General features: G+C 70.3%; 20 protein-coding genes. 5 read left to right on the top strand and 15 right to left on the bottom strand.

The annotated features are described in order from the left end of the window. Nucleotides 1–33: 33 nt before the first annotated feature. Entirely contained in the window at nucleotides 34–657 is a 624-nt protein-coding gene (locus ACFHPP_RS05320) for a hypothetical protein (protein ID WP_437162226.1), read from the top strand. Between the two features lie 3 nt (nucleotides 658–660). Here the strand turns inward: ACFHPP_RS05320 and ACFHPP_RS05315 are convergent, their stop codons facing one another. Both ACFHPP_RS05315 and ACFHPP_RS05310 read right to left on the bottom strand, forming a co-directional pair. After that, a complete protein-coding gene (locus tag ACFHPP_RS05315; RefSeq protein ID WP_437162225.1) occupies nucleotides 661–1,368 on the bottom strand; it encodes an SDR family oxidoreductase in 708 nt (235 codons plus the stop codon). Next, nucleotides 1,365–2,009, bottom strand: coding sequence for a flavin reductase family protein (locus tag ACFHPP_RS05310; RefSeq protein ID WP_437162224.1), 645 nt, complete (start codon nucleotides 2,007–2,009; stop codon nucleotides 1,365–1,367). Before ACFHPP_RS05310 ends, ACFHPP_RS05315 begins: the two co-directional genes overlap by 4 nt. A 115-nt stretch (nucleotides 2,010–2,124) precedes the next feature. Here ACFHPP_RS05310 and ACFHPP_RS05305 point away from each other — a divergent pair, with 115 nt between their 5' ends. Further along, complete coding sequence (locus tag ACFHPP_RS05305) at nucleotides 2,125–3,363, top strand: 50S ribosomal protein L11 methyltransferase (RefSeq protein ID WP_437162223.1); 1,239 nt, start codon at nucleotides 2,125–2,127, stop codon at nucleotides 3,361–3,363. Nucleotides 3,364–3,366: 3 nt separating this feature from the next. On the opposite strand, the gene ACFHPP_RS05300 is transcribed toward ACFHPP_RS05305, so the two are convergent. Beyond that, the gene (locus ACFHPP_RS05300; protein ID WP_437162222.1) at nucleotides 3,367–4,368 is read right to left on the bottom strand and encodes an LLM class flavin-dependent oxidoreductase; all 1,002 of its coding nucleotides are present in this window, start codon (nucleotides 4,366–4,368) and stop codon (nucleotides 3,367–3,369) included. Between the two features lie 359 nt (nucleotides 4,369–4,727). Between ACFHPP_RS05300 and ACFHPP_RS05295 the strand changes: the two genes are divergently transcribed. From ACFHPP_RS05295 to ACFHPP_RS05285, 3 genes are all read left to right on the top strand, one after another. Next, nucleotides 4,728–7,175, top strand: a complete 2,448-nt coding sequence (locus ACFHPP_RS05295) for a sensor histidine kinase (protein WP_437162221.1) — start codon at nucleotides 4,728–4,730, stop codon at nucleotides 7,173–7,175. Then, nucleotides 7,175–8,434 (top strand): glycosyltransferase, encoded by a 1,260-nt coding sequence (locus ACFHPP_RS05290; RefSeq protein WP_437162220.1) that lies wholly within the window; start codon nucleotides 7,175–7,177, stop codon nucleotides 8,432–8,434. The genes ACFHPP_RS05295 and ACFHPP_RS05290 overlap by 1 nt, the downstream gene beginning before the upstream one ends. A 64-nt stretch (nucleotides 8,435–8,498) precedes the next feature. Continuing rightward, on the top strand, nucleotides 8,499–8,741 hold the full coding sequence (locus tag ACFHPP_RS05285) for a DUF4287 domain-containing protein (RefSeq protein WP_437162219.1): 243 nt from the start codon (nucleotides 8,499–8,501) through the stop codon (nucleotides 8,739–8,741). 22 nt (nucleotides 8,742–8,763) lie between these two features. Here ACFHPP_RS05285 and minE read toward each other — a convergent pair whose 3' ends face one another. From minE to ACFHPP_RS05225, 12 genes are all read right to left on the bottom strand, one after another. Further along, nucleotides 8,764–9,060 carry a cell division topological specificity factor MinE gene (gene minE, locus ACFHPP_RS05280; protein ID WP_437162218.1) on the bottom strand — a complete coding sequence of 99 codons (297 nt, stop codon included), beginning with the start codon at nucleotides 9,058–9,060 and terminating at the stop codon, nucleotides 8,764–8,766. Continuing rightward, the gene (gene minD, locus ACFHPP_RS05275) at nucleotides 9,057–9,875 is read right to left on the bottom strand and encodes a septum site-determining protein MinD (RefSeq protein ID WP_437162217.1); all 819 of its coding nucleotides are present in this window, start codon (nucleotides 9,873–9,875) and stop codon (nucleotides 9,057–9,059) included. Before minD ends, minE begins: the two co-directional genes overlap by 4 nt. An 88-nt stretch (nucleotides 9,876–9,963) precedes the next feature. After that, on the bottom strand, nucleotides 9,964–10,734 hold the full coding sequence (gene minC / locus ACFHPP_RS05270; protein ID WP_437162216.1) for a septum site-determining protein MinC: 771 nt from the start codon (nucleotides 10,732–10,734) through the stop codon (nucleotides 9,964–9,966). Between the two features lie 184 nt (nucleotides 10,735–10,918). Next, entirely contained in the window at nucleotides 10,919–12,091 is a 1,173-nt protein-coding gene (locus ACFHPP_RS05265; RefSeq protein ID WP_437162215.1) for an isovaleryl-CoA dehydrogenase, read from the bottom strand. A 5-nt stretch (nucleotides 12,092–12,096) separates the two neighbouring features. Next, a complete protein-coding gene (locus tag ACFHPP_RS05260) occupies nucleotides 12,097–13,680 on the bottom strand; it encodes an acyl-CoA synthetase (RefSeq protein ID WP_437162214.1) in 1,584 nt (527 codons plus the stop codon). Beyond that, entirely contained in the window at nucleotides 13,677–14,909 is a 1,233-nt protein-coding gene (locus ACFHPP_RS05255) for a phenylacetate--CoA ligase family protein (RefSeq protein WP_437162213.1), read from the bottom strand. The genes ACFHPP_RS05260 and ACFHPP_RS05255 overlap by 4 nt, the downstream gene beginning before the upstream one ends. Then, the gene (locus ACFHPP_RS05250; protein ID WP_437162212.1) at nucleotides 14,906–15,751 is read right to left on the bottom strand and encodes an ABC transporter ATP-binding protein; all 846 of its coding nucleotides are present in this window, start codon (nucleotides 15,749–15,751) and stop codon (nucleotides 14,906–14,908) included. Before ACFHPP_RS05250 ends, ACFHPP_RS05255 begins: the two co-directional genes overlap by 4 nt. After that, nucleotides 15,748–17,028, bottom strand: a complete 1,281-nt coding sequence (locus ACFHPP_RS05245) for an ABC transporter substrate-binding protein (protein ID WP_437162211.1) — start codon at nucleotides 17,026–17,028, stop codon at nucleotides 15,748–15,750. The genes ACFHPP_RS05250 and ACFHPP_RS05245 overlap by 4 nt, the downstream gene beginning before the upstream one ends. 20 nt (nucleotides 17,029–17,048) lie before the next feature. Beyond that, nucleotides 17,049–18,116 (bottom strand): branched-chain amino acid ABC transporter permease, encoded by a 1,068-nt coding sequence (locus tag ACFHPP_RS05240; protein WP_437162210.1) that lies wholly within the window; start codon nucleotides 18,114–18,116, stop codon nucleotides 17,049–17,051. Between the two features lies 1 nt (nucleotide 18,117). Then, nucleotides 18,118–19,011, bottom strand: a complete 894-nt coding sequence (locus ACFHPP_RS05235; RefSeq protein WP_437162209.1) for a branched-chain amino acid ABC transporter permease — start codon at nucleotides 19,009–19,011, stop codon at nucleotides 18,118–18,120. A gap of 9 nt (nucleotides 19,012–19,020) precedes the next feature. After that, a complete protein-coding gene (locus tag ACFHPP_RS05230) occupies nucleotides 19,021–20,901 on the bottom strand; it encodes an AMP-binding protein (protein ID WP_437162208.1) in 1,881 nt (626 codons plus the stop codon). Further along, complete coding sequence (locus ACFHPP_RS05225; protein WP_437162207.1) at nucleotides 20,898–21,707, bottom strand: ABC transporter ATP-binding protein; 810 nt, start codon at nucleotides 21,705–21,707, stop codon at nucleotides 20,898–20,900. Before ACFHPP_RS05225 ends, ACFHPP_RS05230 begins: the two co-directional genes overlap by 4 nt. Between the last annotated feature and the right edge of the window lie 24 nt (nucleotides 21,708–21,731).

Raw genomic sequence — 21,731 nt, 5'->3', positions numbered from 1 at the left:
GCCCGGCACGCTTCGCGTCATGAGGTGGAACAGATGTCCTGGCATGTCGGCTTCACGCGCTTCGCCAGCGTGCACATGGTCAAGAAGCAGGACCAGGTGAATTCCTGCGGCATCGCCTGCGTCCTGATGGTCAACTTCAAGATCAGGAAGGGCCTGATGGCGCAGGGCGTCTCGACCGGCAGCCGGGTTTCCGCCTCGGGCCTGCCCGGCGGCAGCCAGATCGGCGCCGGGCTGGCCCGGGCCGCGATCGAGTGGGCGGTGAAGTCGGAGCCGGAAATCTACTGCATCTACGGCCGGGTGACCGGCTCGGTCTATGACGGCACCACCTACACCCACGGGATGCGGCACCCCGCCGTGCTGGAACGGCTCGGCCTCGGGCGCTGGGAATTCGTCGATGTGGGGGAGGCCGGCGTCCCGGCCGCCCTCACCCGCGCCATCCGCCGCGGCCATCCCTGCATCGCCCATGTCACATGGAATGCGGGCGGCGGCCATTTCGTCGTGGTGGACGACGTCTTCAAGCCGCAGCAGAGCACCTTCGTCATCGCCAACGACCCGGCCGATGGCGAGGTGGTGGTGACCAAGGTGACCGGCGACGGCGCGCTGACCTACCGCAACAACACCGGCAGGTTCAGCGGCTGCATTGTCCGCCGGGCGTAGCCTTCAGACGTGCCGCGTCAGCCCGCCATCGACGCGCAGGCTCTGCCCCGTGACGTAGGAGGCCTGGTCGGACAGCAGGTACGCCACCGCCGCCGCGATCTCCTCCGCCCGCGCATAGCGCCCCATCGGGATGCGGGCGCGGCGGCTTTCCTTCTCCGGCAGGCTGTCGACGAAGCCCGGCAGCACCGCGTTCACCCGGATGCCGGCCGGGGCCAGTTCATCCGCCGCCAGCTTGGTCCAGGCCCCCAGCGCCGCGCGCAGGGTCGTCGCCGGAAAGTCCGCCTCCGGCTCCAGCGCCGCGTAGGAGGAGAGGTTGACCACGGCGCCCGCGCCTTGCGCCCGCATCGCCGGCAGCACCAGCCGCAGGGCGCGGATGGCCGAGAGCATCACCATGTCGAAGGCGGCATGCCACTGCGCATCGGACAGGTCCAGCAGCGGCGCCTTCGGCGGGTGGCCGGCATTGTTCACCAGCGCGTCGATCCTGCCGAAACGCTCCAGCGTCGCGCCCACCAGCCGCTCCAGGTCGGCCGGCTCGGTGACGGATCCGGTGACGCCCAGCGCATCCGGCAGCGTCGCCGCCAGCTTTTCGGCGGCGCCGGAGGGCGACATGACCGCGACCTGCCAGCCATCCCCGGCCAGGCGCTGCGCCACCGCCGCCCCGATGCCACGCCCGGCCGCGGTGACGATGGCGACCCTTGGCGCGCCGTTCACGTCCGGTCGCTCGTCGTCGTGGTGAAGACGCCGCCATCGGTCGGCCGCAGCGCCTCGAACATCTCCGTCACCTGGGCGTAGTCGCGGTAGCCGCAGCGGGCGATGGATTGCGCCGCGACGGCATCGAAGCGGCCTTCGATGATGTACCGCTCGTCGATGTGGATGCCGACGACCTGGCCGATGATCATGAAGCCGTCGGTCGGCTTGCCGTCCAGGTCGTGCAGTTCCATCCACTGCAGCACCTTGCATTCCATGCTCGCCGGGCTTTCGGCGACGCGCGGCGCGCGCACCATGTGGCAGGGCGCCATGGTCAGCCCGGCCGCATCGAACTCGTTCTCGCCTTCCGGCAGCGCGCCGGAGGAGGTGTTCATCGCGTCGAACAGCGGCCGCGTCGCCAGGTTGAAGACGAATTCCCCGGTCGCCACGGCATTCGCCGCGCTGTGCTTCAGGCCCTCGCTGCCGAACACCATGATGGGCGGGTAGCCCTGCACCAGGTTGAAGAAGCTGTAGGGCGCCAGGTTCGGCCGCCCGGCCGCGTCGAGCGTCGACATCCAGCCGATCGGCCGGGGCGCGACGATGGCCTTCAGCGGGTCGAAGGGCAGTCCATGGGCCTTCCTGCCGTCGCCGGGCTTGTAGAACATGCGCTTGGGTCCTGCCTCTGGGTTCGCCGCAACCCACCATATTTTCCCCGAACCCGCCACTGCCGGACCGGCATCCGCGGCGCTATGAGTCCGGAACGAACCGGAAGGATGCCGTGTGCCCCCATTGCAGCAGGCTTCCGCGCATGAGGCACTGGCCCGCAGCCTGACGCGGCGTGGCGCCCTGCATGCCGCGCTGCTGCAATGGCAGGCGCTGCTGCGGCTCGACCCGGCGCATCCCGATGCGCTGCTGGAAAGCGCCCTGCTGCTGCGCCGCCTGTCGCGCCCGCGGCAGGCGCTGGAGGCCTTCGCCGCGGCCAGCGCGCGCGCACCCGGCGACCCGCAGATCCTGGCCGCGCTGGCCATCGCCCAGGCGGAAGCCGCCCAGCCCGACGCCGCCATCGCCAGCTTCCGCCGGTCCATTGCCGCCGATCCCGGCAATCCGCACCTGCGCCACCAGCTGCGCCGCCTGACCAGCTCCCTCGTGCCGTTCTGGCACATCCCCATGCTGAACGACGCCGCCCGCAACGATGCCTTCGAGGCCGCCATCCTCCAGGCCCTGGCGGCCGAGGGTCCCGACGCGCGCGTGCTCGATATCGGCACCGGCAGCGGCCTGTTGTCCCTGATGGCGGCCCGCGCCGGCGCGACCGGCATCGTCACCTGCGAGGCGGTTCCGCTGATCGCCGAGACGGCGCGCCAGATCATCGCGCTCAACGGCCACGAGGGCGCGATCACGGTGGTACCAAAGCCCTCCACCGCCCTGGTCCTCGGCGACGACCTGCCGGCCCGTGCCGACATCCTGGTCTCCGAAATCCTGTCGAGCGACCTGCTGGCGGAAGGCGTCCTCGACACCTTCGAGGATGCGCAGCGCCGGCTGCTGCGTCCCGGCGCGCACATTATCCCGCGCGCCGCCGCCGCCATGGGCTGCCTGATCGAAAGCCCGGTGCTGGCGAACTACGCCGGCGTCAGCCGTGCCGCGGGCTTCGACGTCTCGCCCTTCGCCGCGCTCGCGCCGCCGCGCCTGCCGGTGCATGGCCGCATGGGCCAGTGCCGCCGCCTTTCGCCCGACCTGGAACTGCTCCGCCTCGACCTGACGGCGCCGACGCATGATCCCGTCCTGGCGCCGCTCTCCGTCCCGGTGCTGGCGGATGGGCTGGCGCTCGGCGTGCTGCAATGGATGCAGCTCGACCTGGCGGAGGGCGTCGGCTTCCACAACCACCCCGAGACCGCGGCCGATGGAGGCTGGATGCCCATCCTGCACGCCTTTCCCCAGCCGGTCCCGGTCACGGCCGGCAGCACGCTGGCGCTCCTGGCCGGCCACGACCGCAGCAGCCTCATCCTCCTCCCGGCCGAGTGAGTCTCAGGCGGCCTGCTTCATCTCCGCATGCGCCTCGGCCAGGATGCCGAAGGACCGCAGCCGCGCCGCCGGGTCGTGGATCTGCGCCGTCACCATCAGCTCATCCGCGCCGGTGCGCTCGACGAAGTCGCGCAGGCCCTGCCGCACCGTCTCCGGCCCACCGACGATGGAGCAGGACAGCGCATTGTCCAGCATCGCCTGCGCGCGTGGGTCCAGCCGCTCCGCGAAGCCCTCGCTCGGGGCCGGCAGCTTGCCGGCGCGCCCGGTGCGCAAATTCACGAAGGCCTGCTGCAGCGAGGTGAACAGAAGCCGCGCCTCCGCATCGGTCGGCGCCGCGAACACGTTCACCCCCAGCATCACATGCGGCGCGGCCAGCCGGGCGGAGGGGCGGAAGCGCTGCCGGTACACCGCCGCGGCCTCCCGCATATGCGCCGGCGCGAAGTGGGAGGCGAAGGCGTAGGGCAGCCCGAGCATCGCGGCCAGATGCGCGCCGAAGGTGCTGGAGCCCAGGATCCAGGCCTCCACCTGCAAGCCCGCGCCCGGCACCGCCTGCACCGCCTGGCCGGGCTGCACCGGCTCGAAATAGGCCAGCAGTTCCATGACATCGCGCGGGAACTCGTCCGGGTCGGCATGCAGGTTGCGCCGCAACGCCTGCGCCGCGTGCTGGTCCGTGCCCGGCGCGCGGCCCAGCCCGAGGTCGATCCGCCCGGGATGCAGCGCCGCCAGCGTGCCGAACTGCTCCGCCACCACCAGCGGCGCGTGGTTCGGCAGCATGATGCCGCCGGCCCCGATCCTGATCCGGCTGGTGCCGGCCGCGACATGCGCCAGCGCCACCGCGGTCGCGGCGCTGGCGATGCCGGGCATGTTGTGGTGTTCGGCCATCCAGAAGCGCCGGTAGCCCAGCGCCTCCGCATGGCGGGCCAGTTCGGCGGAGTTGCGCAGCGCCTGCCCGGCGTCGCTGCCTTCGGGGATCGGGGAGAGGTCGAGGACGGAGAGTTCGATCATGCGCGATATATGGGCACATCAGGCCGCCGATGAACCCCGGCTGGCGGCCCGGCCCTCCCGCCACGGCACAACACACGCAAAGGTTGTGGCAACCCGGCGCACATTTATGTTCCAGGCTGCCTCGGCAGGCGGCCGGTGGTGGACGTGGCGGCACGCCGTCTGACAGTGTGACAGGTGACTGGCGGGTGGAACCTCCCGGGCGACATGGCGCAAAGGATCTCATGAACGTCGAGCGTAGCCAGGGGCCTGCGGCGCCCGTTCCCGCGACGTCTCCCGGCGAATGGTCTGTGACACTGGATGCCGGACCGACGCAGCCGACAACGGCTCCGAGGCATGCGGCTCCCGGTCTGCGCCGGCAATTGTTCGGCCTGGTCCTGGCCACGCTGCTGCCCGCCCTCGCCTTCGGTGCCGCGGCGTCCTGGGAAGCCCTGCGCCGGCACGGGCAGGCCGCCGAGACCCGGCTGCTGGACACGGCCGGCGCCCTGGCCGCCGCGGTAGACAGTCACGTGGCCAGCCGGATTGCCGCCCTCACCGTGCTCGCCGCGGCCCCCGACACGGTGCGGGAGGACACGCCGCAGGCCTTTGCCGCCCTGGCCCGCAGCACCGGCGCCGCCTTCGGCGCCTGGGTCGTCCTCTATGCCGCGGACGGGACCATGATCCTGAACACATCGATCCCGGATGCGGCGCCGATGCCGCCGCGCGGCGGTGGAATGGTGCAGCGCGTGCTGGAAGCCGGGGTGCCGATGGTCAGCAACCTCACGCTCGGCCGTGTCAGCGGCCGGCAGGTTGCCATGGTCCTGGTGCCGGTGCGGCGCGACGGCGCGCCCTGGCGCGTCGCCGGCATGCCGCTGCTGCCGGAACGCCTGCACGCGCTGCTCGCCGGCCAGGCCGCCGGCGGTCGCGGCGCCATTGCCGTCACCGATGCCATCGGCGTGCTGGTGGCGCATTCCTCCGGCCCGGCCCGGCTGGTGGGCCAGCAGCGTCCGCCGCGCCCGGACGACGGCCAGCTTGGACGCACCGGCGTGCTGCGGGGCCAGAGCCTGGCGGATGGCGCGGCGATCCGCACCGCCTACCATGTCATTCCCTCCGCCCCTGGCTGGAAGGTCTGGGTGAACGAACCCGAGGCCTCCTTCCTCGAGGCACAGCGTGGCCCGCTGCTGGCGCTGGCCGGCGGCGGCCTGCTGGCGCTCACCATCGGCCTGTCGCTCGCCGCCGCGCTCAGCCGCCGCCTGCTGCGCCCGGTCGCGGCGCTGGTCGCCCATGCCGAGGCGGTTGCCGGCCGCGACACCTGGCACGACGCCCCGCGGCATCCCGTGCCCCCTGCCAGGATCCGGGAGTTCGAGCGCCTGCGGCTCGCGCTCGCCGCCTCCGAGGCCGCGCTGCGGGAGGCAGAGGCGAAGTATCGCCGGGTCCAGCGCATCGGCCGCGTCGGCGGCTTCATGATCGACCTGCGCTCCGGCTCGATCGACCGCTCGCCGGAATACATCGACCTGTACGGGCGCGCGCCGAGCCCGAGCGAGGCCAGCCACGAGGCCTGGCTGCAGCGCCTGCATCCCGCGGATCGCGAGCGCGCAGACCGGACCTTCCGCGAAGCGGTGGCCGATGGCGCGCCGCACACGGAATATGCGCAGGACTACCGGATCATCGATCCGGATGGCGAGATCCGCTGGATCTCCGCCCGTGCGCAGATCGAGCGCGACGCCTCCGGCCGCGCGCTGCGCATGATCGGCGCGCATGTGGACGTCACCGCCCTGAAGCGCGCCGAAGCGGCGATGCGGGACGGCGAGGAACGGTTGCGCCAGGCGCTGGAGGCCGCCGAGCTCGGTGCCTGGGAAATCGACCTGCGCCAGGGCCGCGCCATGCGCACCGCCCGCACGCTGGAGATCTTCGGCTATGGGTCGGAGGCGCAGTTCGGCGAATACCCGGCCTGGCGCGACCGCGTGCACCCGGAGGACCGCGCCGCGCTGACGACGGCCGTCGATTCGGTGCGGCTCGGGCGGGCCGAGCGCTACCGCGTCGCCTACCGCTTCCTGCGCCCGGACGGCGCCTGGCGCTGGGTCGAAAGCCAGGGCCACGCCGCCGAACGCGACCCGGCGACCGGCGAGGCCATCCGCATGATCGGCACCACGCAGGACATCACCGCGCGGCGGGAGGCGGAGGACCGCCAGGCGCTGCTGTCGCGCGAGCTGGACCACCGCGCCAAGAACGCGCTGGCCATCGTCCAGGCGGCGCTGCGCCTGACACCGCGTGAGGATGCCGCCGCCTTCGCCAGCACCGTCGAGGGCCGCGTCGCCTCCCTCGCCCGCGCCCACACCCTGCTGGCGCAGGGGCGTTGGGTGGGTGCCGACCTGCGGGCGGTGGTGATGGGGGAGATCAAGCCCTTCCTCGGCAGCCCCGGCTTCCTCGGCGGCCAGGGGCCGGAGGGCCCGCATGCGACGCTGGAAGGGCCGCCCGTGCCGGTCCTGCCGGCCGCGGTGCAGGCGCTGTCCATGGCGTTCCACGAACTTGCCACCAATGCCGCGAAGTACGGCGCCTTGTCGGCGACGGAGGGCCACCTCGCCGTCACCTGGTCGCTGCGCGAAATCGAGGATGTCTGGACGCTGCATCTGAGCTGGCACGAGACGGGCGGCCCCGGCACCGTGGCCCCGATCCGCCGCGGCTTCGGCTCCACCCTGGTGGAGGCGACCATCCGCCGGCAGTTGGGGGGCCGGCTCGAACTGGATTGGCGGACGGAGGGGCTGCACTGGCAGGCCTGGGTGCCGCTCGCGCGCCTGGCCGCGGAAGCCGCGCCACGCGCCGATCCCTGATGGCGGGCGCCCGACGGGTCGCCATCCACACCTTGGGCACGCGCGGCGACGTGCAGCCCTTCGTGGCGCTTGGCCGTGGGCTGCGCCAGGCGGGCTTCGAGCCCTGCCTCGCCACCGCGCCACGCTTCGCCGACGTCGTCCGCGACCACGGCCTGCACTTCGCGCCGCTGCCCGGCGAGATGCTGGACCTGATCGAGACGCCCAGCGGCCGCGCCGCCCTCGGCGGCCGGCATGCGCTGGCGGCGAAAGGGCGGCTGCTGCGCGCGGCCCGGCCGATGTTCCGCCGGCTGCTGGATGCGCAGTGGCAGGCGGCCCAGGGCGCCGGGATCATCGTCGCGCACCCGAAGGCGCTCGGCGGCATGTCGATTGCGGAGGCGCTCGGCATTCCCGGTCTCGTCGCCCTGCCGCTGCCGGGGCTGACGCCGACCGCCGCCTTCCCGAGCCCATTGCTGCCCTTCGCCGACCTCGGCCCGCTGAACCGCGCGAGCCACGCCCTGATGCGCCGCGGCGGAGACCTGGTGGCCGGCCGTGCGCTGCGGCGCTGGCGGGCGGAGGTGCTGGGCCTGCCGCCAGGCGCCTCGCTTGACCTGCGCGGCCGGGCTGCACCGGTGCTCTACGCCTACAGCCCCAGCCTGGTGCCGGTGCCCGAGGACTGGCCGGCGGAGGTGATCGTGACCGGAAGCTGGGTGCTGGAGGAGCCGGGATGGGTGCCGCCGGCGGCCTTGCTGTCCTTCCTCGCCGCCGGCCCGCCGCCCGTCTACATCGGCTTCGGCAGCCTGCCCGCGGAAGATGCGCCGCATCTGGCGGACCTGGCCATGGCCGCCGTGGCGCAGGCCGGGCAGCGGGCGGTGCTGGCGACTGGCTGGGGTGGCCTGGACCCGGGGCAGACTCCCGCCAGTATCCACGTCCTGCACGCCGCACCGCATGGCTGGCTGTTCCCGCGCATGGCGGCCGTGGTCCACCATGGCGGCGCCGGCACCACCGCGGCAGGATTGCGGGCGGGACGCCCCACGGTGATCTGCCCCTTCTTCGGCGACCAGCCCTTCTGGGGCCGCCGGATCCACGCCCTCGGCGTCGGCCCGCCACCGATCCCGCGTCGCGCCCTGACGGAGGGCCGGCTCGCCCAGGCTATCCGCCTCGCGGTCAGCGACCCCGGGATGCGCCGGAACGCTGAGTGCCTCGGCGCGGCGATGGCGGCCGAGGACGGTGTCGGCCACGCCGTTGCCGTGATCGAACTGGCGTGGTCACAACGAAGATAGCCGCACAACCGTGCATCCAATCCGGCGCCATCGCCGTATATCCTGAAAGACAGGAGCGGTGCCGATGTCCTTCCAGGCTCATCTCGACAGCATCCACGCCCGCACGGGCAAGCGCCCGGAGGATTTCCGCCGGCTTGCGGCCAGCAAGGGATTTCTCGAAGGCGGGGCGCTCAAGCCGGGCGTGAAGGCGACCCAGGTCACGGCCTGGCTCAAGGCCGAGTACAACCTCGGTCGCGGCCAGGCGACGACGGTCCTGGCCCTGCTCGGCGGCCTGTCCCGCCTGCCGCGCTGCCCGGACGGTGCCTGAGGGCCCCGTCCGCAAGTCCGGCTCAGCCCGCCGCCGCGCGACGCCCGCCGGCATTGGCCGGCCCCGGCAGGTCGATCTCGATCGCCAGCGTGGACATGTCCCCGCCGCGGTCGAGCGAGACATTCACCCGGCCCGGATCGATGGCGACGTAGCGCGCCACCACGGCCACGATCTCCATCTGCAGCTTCGGCAGGAAATCCTCCCGCGTCCGCCCGATGCGCTCATGCGCCAGGACGATCTGCAGGCGCTCCTTCGCATGCGACGCGGTCGGCGGTGCTTCCACCTTCCGCGCCTTGAACAGATCGGCGAGCCAGCTCATGCCGCCCTCCCCCCGAACAGCCGTGAGAACAAGCCCTTCTTCGCGGGCTCCAGGAACCGGTGGTCGATCTTCTCCCCAAGGAAGCGCCCCACCGCATCCTTGTAGGCCATGCCGGCGGCGCTTTCCTGGTCCATGATCACCGGGTTGCCGGTGTTCGACGCCTTCAGCACGCTTTCGCTTTCCGGGATCACGCCGAGCAGCGGGATCGCCAGGATTTCCCGGATATCCTCCAGCTTCAGCATCTCGCCGCGCTCGACCCGGTTCGGGTCGTAGCGCGTCACCAGCAGGTGTTCCTTGACTGGCTCGCGCTTGTCCTCGGCGCGCTTCGACTTCGATTGCAGCACGCCCAGGATGCGGTCGCTGTCGCGGACGGAGGACACTTCCGGGTTCGTCACCACGATCGCCTGGTCGGCAAAGTAAAGCGCCAGCAGCGCGCCCTTCTCGATCCCGGCGGGGCTGTCGCAGACGATGAAGTCGTGGTCCTTCGACAATTCCTCGATGATCTTGCCGACGCCTTCCTTGGTCAGCGCGTCCTTGTCCCGGGTCTGGCTGGCCGGCAGGATCGACAGCGTGTCGACGCGCTTGTCGCGGATCAGCGCCTGGTTCAGCCGCGCCTCGCCGCTGATGACGTTGACGATGTCGAACACCACCCGGCGCTCCACGCCCATGATGAGGTCGAGGTTGCGCAGCCCGACATCGAAGTCGATGACCACGGTGCGCTTGCCGCGCTGCGCCAGGCCGGTCGCGATGGCGGCGGAGGATGTGGTCTTGCCCACGCCCCCCTTGCCCGATGTGACGACGATGATTTCCGCCATGCTCAACCCCCGAAAAGCCGGTACCCGATAGTCCTGGTGGCGCGCCCGGCGGGCCGTGCCACCCTCATTCCCTGACGCCCCGCCGGCCTCAGCCGACCGGGTCGAACCGCATGTGCTCGCCCACCAGGCGTGCCTGCACAGTCTTGCCGATCGGCGCATCCCCAAGCCCTTCCCGCACCGCGTAGTAGCCGGCGATGGAGACCAGTTCGGGGTCGAAATGCAGCGCGAAGACGCGCGCTTCCGCATTGTCCTGCCCGCCGGCGATGGCCCGGCCGAGCAGCCGGCCATAGACGTGGATGTTGCCATCCGCCAGCACCTCCGCGCCGCGGTTCACCGTGCCGACGATGATCAGGTCCGTGCCCTGCGCCCAGATGCGCTGCCCCGCCCGCACCGGCTGGTCCACGACCATGGCGGAGGGCCGCGGCGCGGCGGGCGGCGGCGGTGGCTCCACCACCGGCATCGGCTGCGGCATCGCCATGGCCGGCGGTGCGGCGGCCAGCGCCACGTCTTCTTCGCGCCCACCCGCCTGGCGCAGCGGCGGCAGGCCGGCGCCCTGGGCGGCGTGGCGCATCTCCGGCGTGCCGCCGGTGGTGCCGATCGGCACGATCTCGATGGCGCGCAGCCCCTGCACCAGGCCGTTGAAATCGACATCCTCCGGCCGCGCCGGAATGTCATCGAGGCCGATCACCACCGGCGCGAAGCGCAGGAAGCCCGGCGCACGACGGAACTGGTCGCCGAGCGCCGGGACCAGGGCCTCCACCCGATGGTCGAGCAGCCGCATCACCAGCAGGTTGAAATTCGCCCCCCGCAGCCGGAAGGGTTCGAGGCGCGGGGGGTGCGGGCTGGACGCAGCGGACATCGCGTAAGGGGATTTCCCGGCCGGAGGTAAAGCAGGAGGGGCAGAGTGATCGTGCTCTATAGCCGCGCCGCGCCCGCGAGCGAAGCCTCCTTACGCAGGCATGATGCTTTGCAGGGACTTGGCCCGCAAACCTTCCATGGCATCCCAGGGCCGAATCGAGACGGTTGCCCCGCCCGGCACCGGATCAGGCACTCTCCCGGAATATTTCGCGGCCGATCAAAAGGCGTCTGATCTCGCTGGTCCCGGCGCCGATCTCGTACAGCTTGGCGTCGCGCAGCAGGCGTCCGGCCGGGTAGTCGTTGATGTAGCCGTTGCCGCCGAGGATCTGGATCGCGTCCAGCGAAGCCTTCGTCGCCGCCTCCGCCGCGAACAGGATGGCCCCGGCCGCGTCCTTGCGGCTGGCATGCCCCCGGTCGCAGGCGCGCGCCACCGCATAGACATAGGCGCGGCAGGCGTTCAGCGCCGTGTACATGTCGGCGACCTTGCCCTGGATGAACTGGAACTCCCCGATCGCCTGGCCGAACTGCCGGCGTTCGTGGATGTAGGGCACCACCAGGTCGAGGCAGGCCTGCAGGATGCCGATGGGGCCGGCGGCCAGCACCGCGCGTTCGTAGTCCAGCCCTGACATCAACACCCGCACGCCGCCGCCGACGGTACCGAGCACGTTTTCCGCCGGCACCTCGCAATCCTCGAACACCAGTTCGCTCGTCGGGCTGCCGCGCATGCCGAGCTTGTCCAGCTTCTGCGCCGGGCGGAATCCCTTGAAGCCCTTCTCGATGAGGAAGGCGGTGATTCCCTTCGGACCGGCCTCGGGATCGGTCTTGGCATAGACCACCAGGGTCTCGGCATAATGCGCGTTGGTGATCCACAGCTTGGTGCCGTTCAGCACCCAACGGTCGCCGCGCTTCTCCGCGCGCAGCTTCATGGACACGACGTCTGACCCCGCCCCCGGCTCGCTCATCGCCAGGGCGCCGAGATGCTCGCCGGTGATCAGCTTCGGCAGGTAGCGCTGCTTCTGGTCCGCGTTGCCGTTGCGGCGGATCTGGTTGATGCAGAGGTTCGAATGCGCGCCGTAGCTGAGGCCGACGGAGGCGCTGGCGCGGGAGACTTCCTCCATCGCCACGCAATGCGCCAGGTAGCCCATGCCGGCGCCACCGTGTTCCTCCTCCACCGTGATCCCGTGCAGGCCGAGCGCGCCCATCTCCGGCCACAGGTAGCGCGGGAATTCATCCGTCCGGTCGATCTCGGCGGCGATGGGCGCGACGCGGTCCTCGGAGAAGGCGCGCACGCTGTCGCGCAGCGCGTCCACCTCGTCGCCGAGGTCGAAATCCAGCATCGGCAGTTGGTTCGCGGCCATGATCCTCAATCCCCTTCCGCGTAGCGGCGGCGCAGCACGCCGCGCATGATCTTGCCGGTGGCGGTCTGCGGAAGTTCCGCCACGAATTCCACCTGGCGCGGATACAGATGCGCCGCCAGCCGCGTGCGCACGTAGTCCTGCAACGCCGTGGCCAGGGCCGGCCCCGTCTCGACCCCTGGCCTGGCGACGATGATGGCGGCCACCCGTTCCGTCCGCAGCGCATCCGGCAGGCCGATCACCGCGGCGGCGGCGACGGCGGGGTGGGTCAGCAGGAAGTCCTCGATTTCGCCTGGACCGATGCGGTAGCCGGCGGAGGTGATCACGTCGTCGTCGCGGCCGACATAGGTGAAATAGCCCTCCTCGTCGCGCCGCGCCCGGTCGCCGGTCAGCAGCCAGTCGCCGCGATACTTGCGCGCCGTCGCCTCCGGCTGGTTCCAGTAGCGCAGGAACATCACCGGGTCGGGCGCGCGCACCGCCAACTCGCCCTCCGCCTCCGGCGGCAACGGCTGGCCCTCGGCGTCGAGGATGGCCAGGTCATGCCCCGGCACCGCGCGTCCCATGCTGCCCGGGCGCACCGGAAAGATGCGGCTGGAATTGGCGACGATCAGGTTGCATTCGGTCTGGCCGTAGAACTCGTTGATGGTGAGGCCGAAGGCGCCGCGGCCCCAGTCCAGCATCTCCGCCCCCAGCGTCTCGCCACCCGAGCCGACGCTGCGCAGCCGATGCCCGAATCGCGCGGGGTCCGGCACCGCGCGCAGCATCCGCAGCGCGGTCGGCGGCAGGAAGGCATTGCGCACGCCGTGTTCCGCCATCAGCCGAAAGGCGAACTCAGGATCGAATTTCTGCATGCGGTGCGCCAGCACCGGCACGCCGTGGAACAGGCTCGGCAGCAGCACGTCGAGCAGCCCGCCGATCCAGGCCCAGTCGGCCGGCGTCCAGAACAGGTCGCCCGGCTGCGGGAAGCCATCCTGCGGCCATTCCACCCCCGGCAGATGCCCGCGCAGCACCCGGTGCCCGTGCAGCGCGCCCTTGGGGCTGCCGGTGGTGCCGCTGGTGTAGATGATCAGCGCGGGGTCGTCCGGCCCCGTCGCGACGCAGGCGTGGCCGTCCCGCGCCCGCGCCATCTCCGCCGCCAGGTCCAGCGCGCCGGGGCCACCGCCGACGGCGAAGATTCTTGCCAACTCCGGCAAGCGATCACGGATGGCGGTGACCTTGGCCAGACCGCCACCATCGGTCACCAGACCCGCCGCGCCGCAGTCGCCGAGCCGAAAGGCCAGCGCATCCTCGCCGAACAGCAGGAACAGCGGCACGGCGATGGCGCCGATCCGGTAGGCAGCGAGATGCGCCACCGCCGCCTCCGGCCCCTGCGGCAGCAGCACGCCGATGCGGTCGCCGCGCTGCAGACCATGTGCCAGAAAGGCGTTTGCCAGGCGGCAGGCGCGGCGGTGCAGATCGTCGAAGCTGATCCGCTCGACCGCGCCGCTTTCGTGCAGGTGCAGCAGCGCCATTTGGCCGCTGCCATCGGCCCAGCGATCGCAGGCCTCCTGGGCGATGTTGCAGCGCGCCGGAATGTCCCAGCGGAATGTCATGCCGGGCGGGTGTCGTCGATCACCTTGCCGTCGTTCGGCAGGGCGCCGGGTTCCAGCAACTCCACCACCCCGCGCAGCCGCGTCACCGCGTTCAGCGAGGCCGCGAGGCTCTCGGCCAGCGCCGCATCGCGCACCGGCGTCTCGACGCGCAGCACCATGGTGTCCCGCGTCCCGTCCAGGCCGACGACCAGCCGCGCCCGCCCCAGCCCCGGATGCGCGCGCATCACCTCCGCCACCTGTTCCGGCCGCACGAACATGCCGCGCACTTTGGTCGCCTGGTCGGCACGGCCCATCCAGCCGCGGATGCGCATGTTGGTGCGCCCGCAGGGCGAGGCGCCGGGCAGCACGGCGGACAAATCGCCGGTGGCGAAGCGGACCAACGGATAGGTGGCGCAGAAGGAGGTCACCAGAACCTCCCCCACCTCGCCATCCGGCAGCGGCTCCCCGGTGCCGGGACGGACGATCTCGACCAGCACATCCTCGTCGCAGATGAGGCCCTCCCCGGCCTCGGATTCGTAGGCGATCAGGCCGACATCGGCGGTGCCGTAGCTCTGCCGCACCACCAGGCCGCGATCCGCATAGAAGCGCCGCAGCGCCGGCAGGTAGGCGCCGCCGGTGACATGGCCGAGCTTCAGCGCGGACAGGTCGAGGCCGAGTGCATCCCCGGCTTCCAGGATCGACTTCAGGAAATCCGGCGTCCCGCTGTAGCACTGCGCGGAAAAATGCGCCGCGGCGCGCGCCTGGCTCTCGGTGTTGCCGGGGCCGGCCGGGAACACCGGGCATTCCAGCGCCCGCGCGCCCTCCTCCAGCATCATGCCCGCCGGGGTGAAGTGGTAGGCGAAGCAGTTGTGCAGCAGCATCCCGCGCCGCAGCCCGGTGGCGTACAGGGCGCGGGCGTAGCGCCAGGGGTCGGTGCCGACGCCCTGCGGCTCATGGATCGGCCCGGGCGAGGCGAAGACGCGCGGCACCTGCGCCAGGCCCAGCGCCGTGAAGCCGCCGAAGGGCGCGGTTTCGGCCTGCGCCGTGATGAGGTCCGACTTGCGCGTCACCGGCAGCGTTGCCAGCGCCGCACGGTCCGTCACCGCCCGCGGTTCCAGGTCCGCCAGCAGCGCCGCATAGGCCGGCGCGTATTGCTTCGCGTGGCCGATCTGCCGCGGCAGCGCATCGGCCAGCGCTTCCTCCCGCTGGTCCGCCGTCTGCGTCTCGCGGTCGTCGTAGTGATCGGTCACAGCCACCGCTTCCGTCGCTTGTAGGATTTCAGGTTGCGGAAGGATTTGCGGTCCGCGCCGTGACCGCCGAGGTAGAATTCCTTCACGTCCTCATTGTTCGCCAGTTCCTCCGCGCTGCCATCCAGCACCACCTTGCCCTGTTCCATGACGTAGCCATGCGATGCCACGGACAGCGCCATGCGGGCGTTCTGCTCGACCAGCAGGATGGTGATGCCGAGGTCGCGGTTGAGCTGGCGGATGATGCCGAACACCTCCTTCACCAGCAGCGGGCTGAGCCCCATCGAGGGTTCGTCCATCAGGATCAGCTTCGGCCGCGCCATCAGCGCGCGCCCGATCGCCAGCATCTGCTGTTCGCCGCCCGAGAGGTAGCCGGCCAGCCCCGTGCGTTCCTTCAGCCGCGGGAAATAGCCATAGACCATCTCGATGTCGCGCCGGATCTCCGCATTGTCGCTACGCGTGAAGGCCCCGAGGCGGAGGTTCTCCAGGCAGGTCATGTCGCTGATGATGCGGCGGCCTTCCATCACCTGGAAGATGCCCCGCCGGACGATCTCATGCGCCTCGATCCCGTTCAGGCGCTGGCCGGCGAATTTGATGTCGCCGCGCGTGATCTCGCCATCCTCGGATTTCAGCAGGCCGGAGATCGCCTTCAGCGTGGTGGATTTCCCGGCGCCATTGGCGCCGAGCAGCGCCACGATCTTGCCCTGTGGCACGGCCAGGGACAGGCCGCGCAGCACCAGGATGACGTCGTTGTAGACGACCTCGATGTTGTTCACTTCCAGAAGCAACGCCTCCGCCGGTGTTGCCACCGGCGCAGGCCTCGCCGTTTCGTTGGAAAGGCTCACCAGCCCAGCCAGTCGGCGCGGCGATCCAGCTCGATCGTCGCGATGTTCTCGATCTTCATCGTGCCCGCCCGCATCAGGTCGGTGACGCTGCCCTGCGAGGTGTCGCCGCTGACGTTGGCGCGGTACAGCGCGACGCGCAGCGTGCCGCGATGATCCTCACGCGTGAAGGTGGAGGGGTTGCAGACACCCTCGAAGCCGCGCGGCACCCAGTTCTGGCGGGCGTAGAAGCCATCGCGGATGCGCTCCCCGGTGATCTCGCCGCCCTGCCCCGCACTCTCCATCGCCTCCACCATCAGCATGGCGGAGCAGATGCCGGAGATGTAGTGGACCGGGCGATACGCCGTGCCGGCCGCATCCGAAACCCGGCTGATCTCCCGCACCTGCGCCATGCCGGGCGCATCACCGCCCCACACCGCGCCGGTGCGCACCGGGAACACCACGCCATTCGCCGCCGCGCCCGCCGCCTTCATCGCATTCTCGTCCATCCCCCAGACATTGCCGAGGAACTGGACCTGCACGCCGGCCGTCTGGCAGGCGCGCAGGACGGAGATGTTGGAGCCCGCCGTGTTGCCGAGATAGGCGTAGTTCGCACCGCCATTCCGCAGGCCGAGGCACTGCGCGGTGTAGTCACCTGGCGTGAGCGCGAACTGGATCGCCGGCAGCACGTCGAAGCCAAGCTCCGCGGCCAGCGCCTCGCCCGCCGCCTTGGGCGAATTCGGATAGGGGTGGTTGGCGCCCATGTGGACGTATTTCGGCCGGCCCTGCTGGCCGCGATCCTTCCAGTCCTGCGCCGCCCATTGCAGCATGGCGCGGAGGCCGTCCGAATAGCTCGGGCCGTAGAAGAAGTTGTACGGCGCCGCCTCCACGCCCTGGCGCCCGGACCGGCCGGCGGCATCGGTCAGCGCGGCGGAGTAGGAGGCGCTGATGTAGGGGATGCGGTCGCGCGTCACGAAGCGCACCAGCGCCTCGGTATCCGCCGTGCCCCAGCCCTGGATGGCGACGACGCGGCTGCGGCCGGTCCAGGCCTGGTACTGGCTGACGGCACGCGGCGCGGCGTAGCCATAGTCGAAGCCGGAGACGTTGAGCTGCCGGCCGGCCACGCCGTTGCGGCTGCGGTTCACCCAGGCCAGCGCATCCGCCACGCCCTGCCCATAGGGCTGGCCGACATCGCTGGTCGCGCCCGAATTGTCCATCAGATGGCCGACGGGAATGGGCTGCGCCGCCAGCGGCAGCGACGCCGCCATCGCCACACCGAAAGCCAGGGCCTGCATCTTCATCTTGTCGTTCCTCCCCAGAGCTAATGCGAATACGGGTAGAGTTTCCAATACGCCTTGATCAGGCGCCACCGCCTTGCGAGCCCATCGGGCTCGAAGATCAGGAACAGGATGATGGCGGCACCGACCACCATTTCCCGCAGGAAGGATATACTGGCGCCGAGGCGCAGCGCGCGATCGATCGCACCGCCCGCCAGCGCATCCGCGCCCCATTGCGTGACCTCCGGCAGCATCACCATGAAGGCCGCGCCCATCAGGCTGCCCATCACGGAGCCCAGGCCACCGATGATGACCATGCCGAGGAACTGGATGGAGAACAGGATGTTGAAGGCCTCGACGCTGACGAAAAGCAGGTAGTGCGCGTACAGCGCGCCGCCGATGCCGGCATAGAGCGACGCGATGCCGAAGCTCAGCGTGCGGTAGTAGGCCAGGTTGATGCCCATCATCTCCGCGGACAGGTAATGGTCCCGCACCGCCACCAGCGCGCGTCCGTCGCGCGAGCGCATCAGGTTCGCCGCGCCCAGGAACATGATGACGACGTAGAACAGCGTCAGGTAGAAATAGGTCTCGTCGCGGTCGAAGGCGAAGCCGAACAGCGTCGGGCTTTCCGTCATCCGCCCTGCCACGCCACCCGTGAACCACTGCGCGCGGGCGAAAAAATCCTCCAGGATGAACTGCGCCGCCAGCGTCGCGATGGCCAGGTACAGGCCCTTGAGCCGCGCCGCCGGCGCGCCGAACACCAGCCCCACCAGGGCGGTGAGGATGCCGGCCAATGGAATGCACAGCATCACCGGCACGTGGTAGCGCTCGTGCAGATAGGCCGAGATGAAGGCACCGAGGCCGAAGAAGGCGGCGTGGCCGATGCTGATCTGCCCGGTGAAGCCCACCAGGATGTTCAGCCCCAGGGCTGCGATGCCGAGGAAGCCGATGTTGATCAGCAGCGAAAGCTCGTATCGCCCGAACACCAGCGGCGCCAGGCACAGGATGGCAATCCCGATGGTCACGGCGATTCGGCTGTTGCGCGTCGGGAAGATGGTGGTGTCGGCGCGGTAGCTGGCGCGCCAATCGCCGCAGGGGGTGAGCGCGGTCATCTCAGACGCGCTCGATGTTTTTCGTGCCGAACAGCCCGTAGGGCTTGATCAGCAGGATCAGCACCAGCGCGTAGAACGGCGCGATCTGGAACATGTTGCCCCAGTTCAGCCACTGGCTGTCGATGTAGTGCGCCCAGTTCTCCAACAGGCCGACGATGACGCCGCCGAGCACGGCGCCCAGGATGGAATCCAGCCCGCCCAGGATCACCGCCGGGAACACCTTGATGCCGTAGAAGGACAGCGCGCTCGACACCCCGTTGACCACGCCCACCACCACGCCCGCCACCGCGGACACCACCGCCGATATGGCCCAGGACATCGCGAACACCTTGGGCACGGAGACGCCGAGCGACTGCGCCACCTGCTGGTCGAAGGCCGTGGCCCGCATCGCGAGACCATGCTTGGACGCTTTGAAGAACCAGCCGAACCCCGCCATGATCAGCAGCGAGACGCCGAGGCTCGCCAGGTACACCGTCTGCACCTCCAGCCCAAGCACCCGCACCTGTTCCATGGCGAAGATCGGCGGGAACGGCTTGGCGAACACGCCAAAGATCCACTTCATCAGCGCCTGGAAGAAGATGCCGAGGCCGATCGTCGCCATGATGACGCTGATCACCGGCTCGCCGATCAATGGCCGCAGCACGACAACCTGCAGCACCAGCCCGAACAGCATCATGAAGACCAGCGTGAACAGGAACCCGGCATAGAACGGCAATTGCCATTCCGTCAGGAACCACCAGCAGACCCAGGCGCCGACCAGCAGGAACTCGCCCTGCGCGAAGTTCACCACCTGCGACGCCTTGTAGATCAGCACGAAGCTCATCGCGACCACGCCATACAGCGCGCCCACGATCAGCCCGTTCAGCGTCAGTTGCAGCAGCAGCGCCCAGTCCATCAGCTTCTCCTAGGCCGCTAAAGCAGGTTCGGGCCGCACCACCGCCAGCGTGGTGCGGATGCGCTGCGTCGTGCCGTCCTGGAAGGCGATCGTCGTGTCCACCGGAATGCTGTCCGCGCCGCCATAGATCGCGGCGATGATGTCGCCGTACTTGCGCGCGATGACGCCGCGCCGGACCTTGCGCGTCCGCGTCAGCTCCTCGTCATCCGCGTCGAGTTCCTTGTACAGCAGCACGAAGTCGCGCAGGCGTTGCGCCGGCGGCAGCGTCTCGTTCACGCGGCGGACTTCCTGCCGCAGCAGGTCCAGCACCTGCGGCCGCGCCGCCAGGTCCGAATAGGTGGTGAAGGCAAGCCGGTTGCGCTCCGCCCATTTGGAGACGATGGGAAAGCGGATGCAGATCATCGCCGCCAGGTGCGACTGCCCGGCGCCCAGCACCACCGCCTCCGCCACATAGGGCGAGAATTTAAGCTTGTTCTCGATGTATTGCGGGCTGAACCGGTCGCCGCCGATGGTCTCCGCAATGTCCTTGATGCGGTCGATCACCACAAGCTGCCCGGCCTTGTCGAAGTACCCGGCATCCCCGGTGTGCAGCCAGCCGTCCCGCATGTCGGCCGGGTCCTCCGCGCCGAGGTAGCCGGAGAACATGTTGGGATGCCGCGTGACGATCTCGCCGACGCCATTCGCGTCCGGCTTGTCGACGCGGATCTCGATGCTCTCGTCGAAGGGCACGCCCACCGTGTCGAAATCCACCTGCCCGGCGCGGTGCAGCGTATAGGCGCCGAGCAGCTCCGTCTGGCCATACAGCTGCCGCATCGGCACGCCCATCGCCTGGAAGAACCGGAACGTCTCCGGCCCCAGCGCCGCGCCACCCGTCGCGGCCGAGGTCAGGTTGGAAAACCCCAGCCGGTCCCGCAGCGCCCGGAACAGCAGCGCATCCGCGGCCGCCGAACGCTTGCCGCCGGCCAGCTTCAGCCCCAGGTCGAACATCCGGCGCTTCAGCGGCGAGGCATCCATCACCCGCGCGCGCACCTCCGCCGCCAGCTGTTCCCAGACGCGCGGCGCGAACAGCACGAAGCTTGGGCCGATTTCGCGGAAATCGGCCATCATCGTCTCCGGCTCCTCGACGAAGTTTACCTTCATCCGGGCGATCAGCCCCCAGCCGAGCACGTAGATCTGCTCCATGATCCAGGGCAGCGGCAGGACCGAGACGTATTCATCCTGCGGCCCCTTGGGGTCGGCCTTGAGATAGGCGCGGCAATGCCGGATCAGCGCGCCAGCCGTCAGCATCGCCAGCTTCGGCCGCGCCGTGGTGCCGGAGGTGGTGCACAGCACCGCGATGGCCTCGCCATCCGTCGCCGCCACCAGCGCATCGTAGGCACCAGGTGCCGCCGCCTCCGCCGCACGGCCGGACTCCAGCAGTGCCTCCAGCGACATCAGCCGCGCATCGTCATGCTTACGCATCCCGCGCGGGTCGGCGTAGATCACGTGCTGCAGCGTTGGCACGCTGTCGAAGACGTTGAGCAGCTTGTCGACCTGCTCCTCATCCTCGGCGAAGACCAGCCGGGCGCCGGCGTGATTCAGCAGGTAGGCCACTTCCTCATCCAGCGCGTCGCGGTACAGGCCAAGGCTGCGCGCCCCCACCGCGTGCGCCGCGATCTCGCCCATCACCCAGTCCGGCCGGTTGTCGCCGATCAGCCCGACCACGTCACCGGCGCCGATGCCGAGCTGCTTCAGGCCCAGCGCCATCGCCGCGGTGCGGGCCTGGTACTCGGCCCAGGTGAAGGACCGCCAGATGCCGAACTGCTTCTCCCGCAGCGCCACCTCCGCGCCATGCTCCGCCGCGTTCCGCGCCAGCAGCTTCGGCAGCGTATCCAGGGTCGGTGCCCTCATGCCGTCACCGACTCCGCCGCCGGCTCGGGCAGGTCCTCGCCGAGATAGGCGCGGCGCACCTCCGGATGGGCCATCACCTCCTCCGGCAGGCCCTCCGCGATCTTGCGGCCGAAATCCAGCACCATGACGCGGTGGGAGATGTCCATCACCACGCCCATGTCGTGCTCGATCATCAGGACGGTCATGCCCCATTCGGCATTCAGGTCGGTGATGAAGCGGGCCATGTCCTCCTTCTCCTCGAGGTTCATCCCCGCCATGGGCTCGTCCAGCAGGATCAGCTTCGGCTTCAGCGCCACGGCGCGCGCCAGTTCCACCCGCTTGCGGAGGCCATAGGGCAGCGTGCCGGCCATGGCCTTGCGCACCGCCTGGATCTCCAGGAAGTCGATGATCTCCTCGACCTCGCGCCGATGCGCCAGTTCTTCCTGCTGTGCGCCACCCAGCCAGTACAGCATGCCGCGGAGAAAGCCCGCCTTCAGCAGGTGGTGGCGGCCGACCATGATGTTGTCGAGCACGCTCATGTGCCCGAACAGCGCCAGGTTCTGGAAGGTGCGCCCGATGCCGAGCCCGGCGCGGCGGTTCGGCCCGAGCCGGGTGATGTCCGCCCCATCGAAGGCGATCCGCCCCTCAGTCGGGCGGTAGCGACCGGAGACGCAATTGACCATGGAGGTCTTGCCGGCACCGTTCGGCCCGATGATGGAGAAGATCTCGCCCGGCCGCACGGCGAAGGACACGTCGGTCAGCGCCCGTACGCCGCCGAACCGCAGGCTCACGCCATCCACCGCCAGGATCGGCGAATCATCACGCAAATGGACGCGCTCCCCAGAACGCCG

The sequence above is a fragment of the Falsiroseomonas sp. E2-1-a20 genome (assembly GCF_051433195.1).
GTDB lineage: Bacteria > Pseudomonadota > Alphaproteobacteria > Acetobacterales > Acetobacteraceae > Falsiroseomonas.
This window is presented reverse-complemented; position numbering and strand designations above follow the sequence as displayed.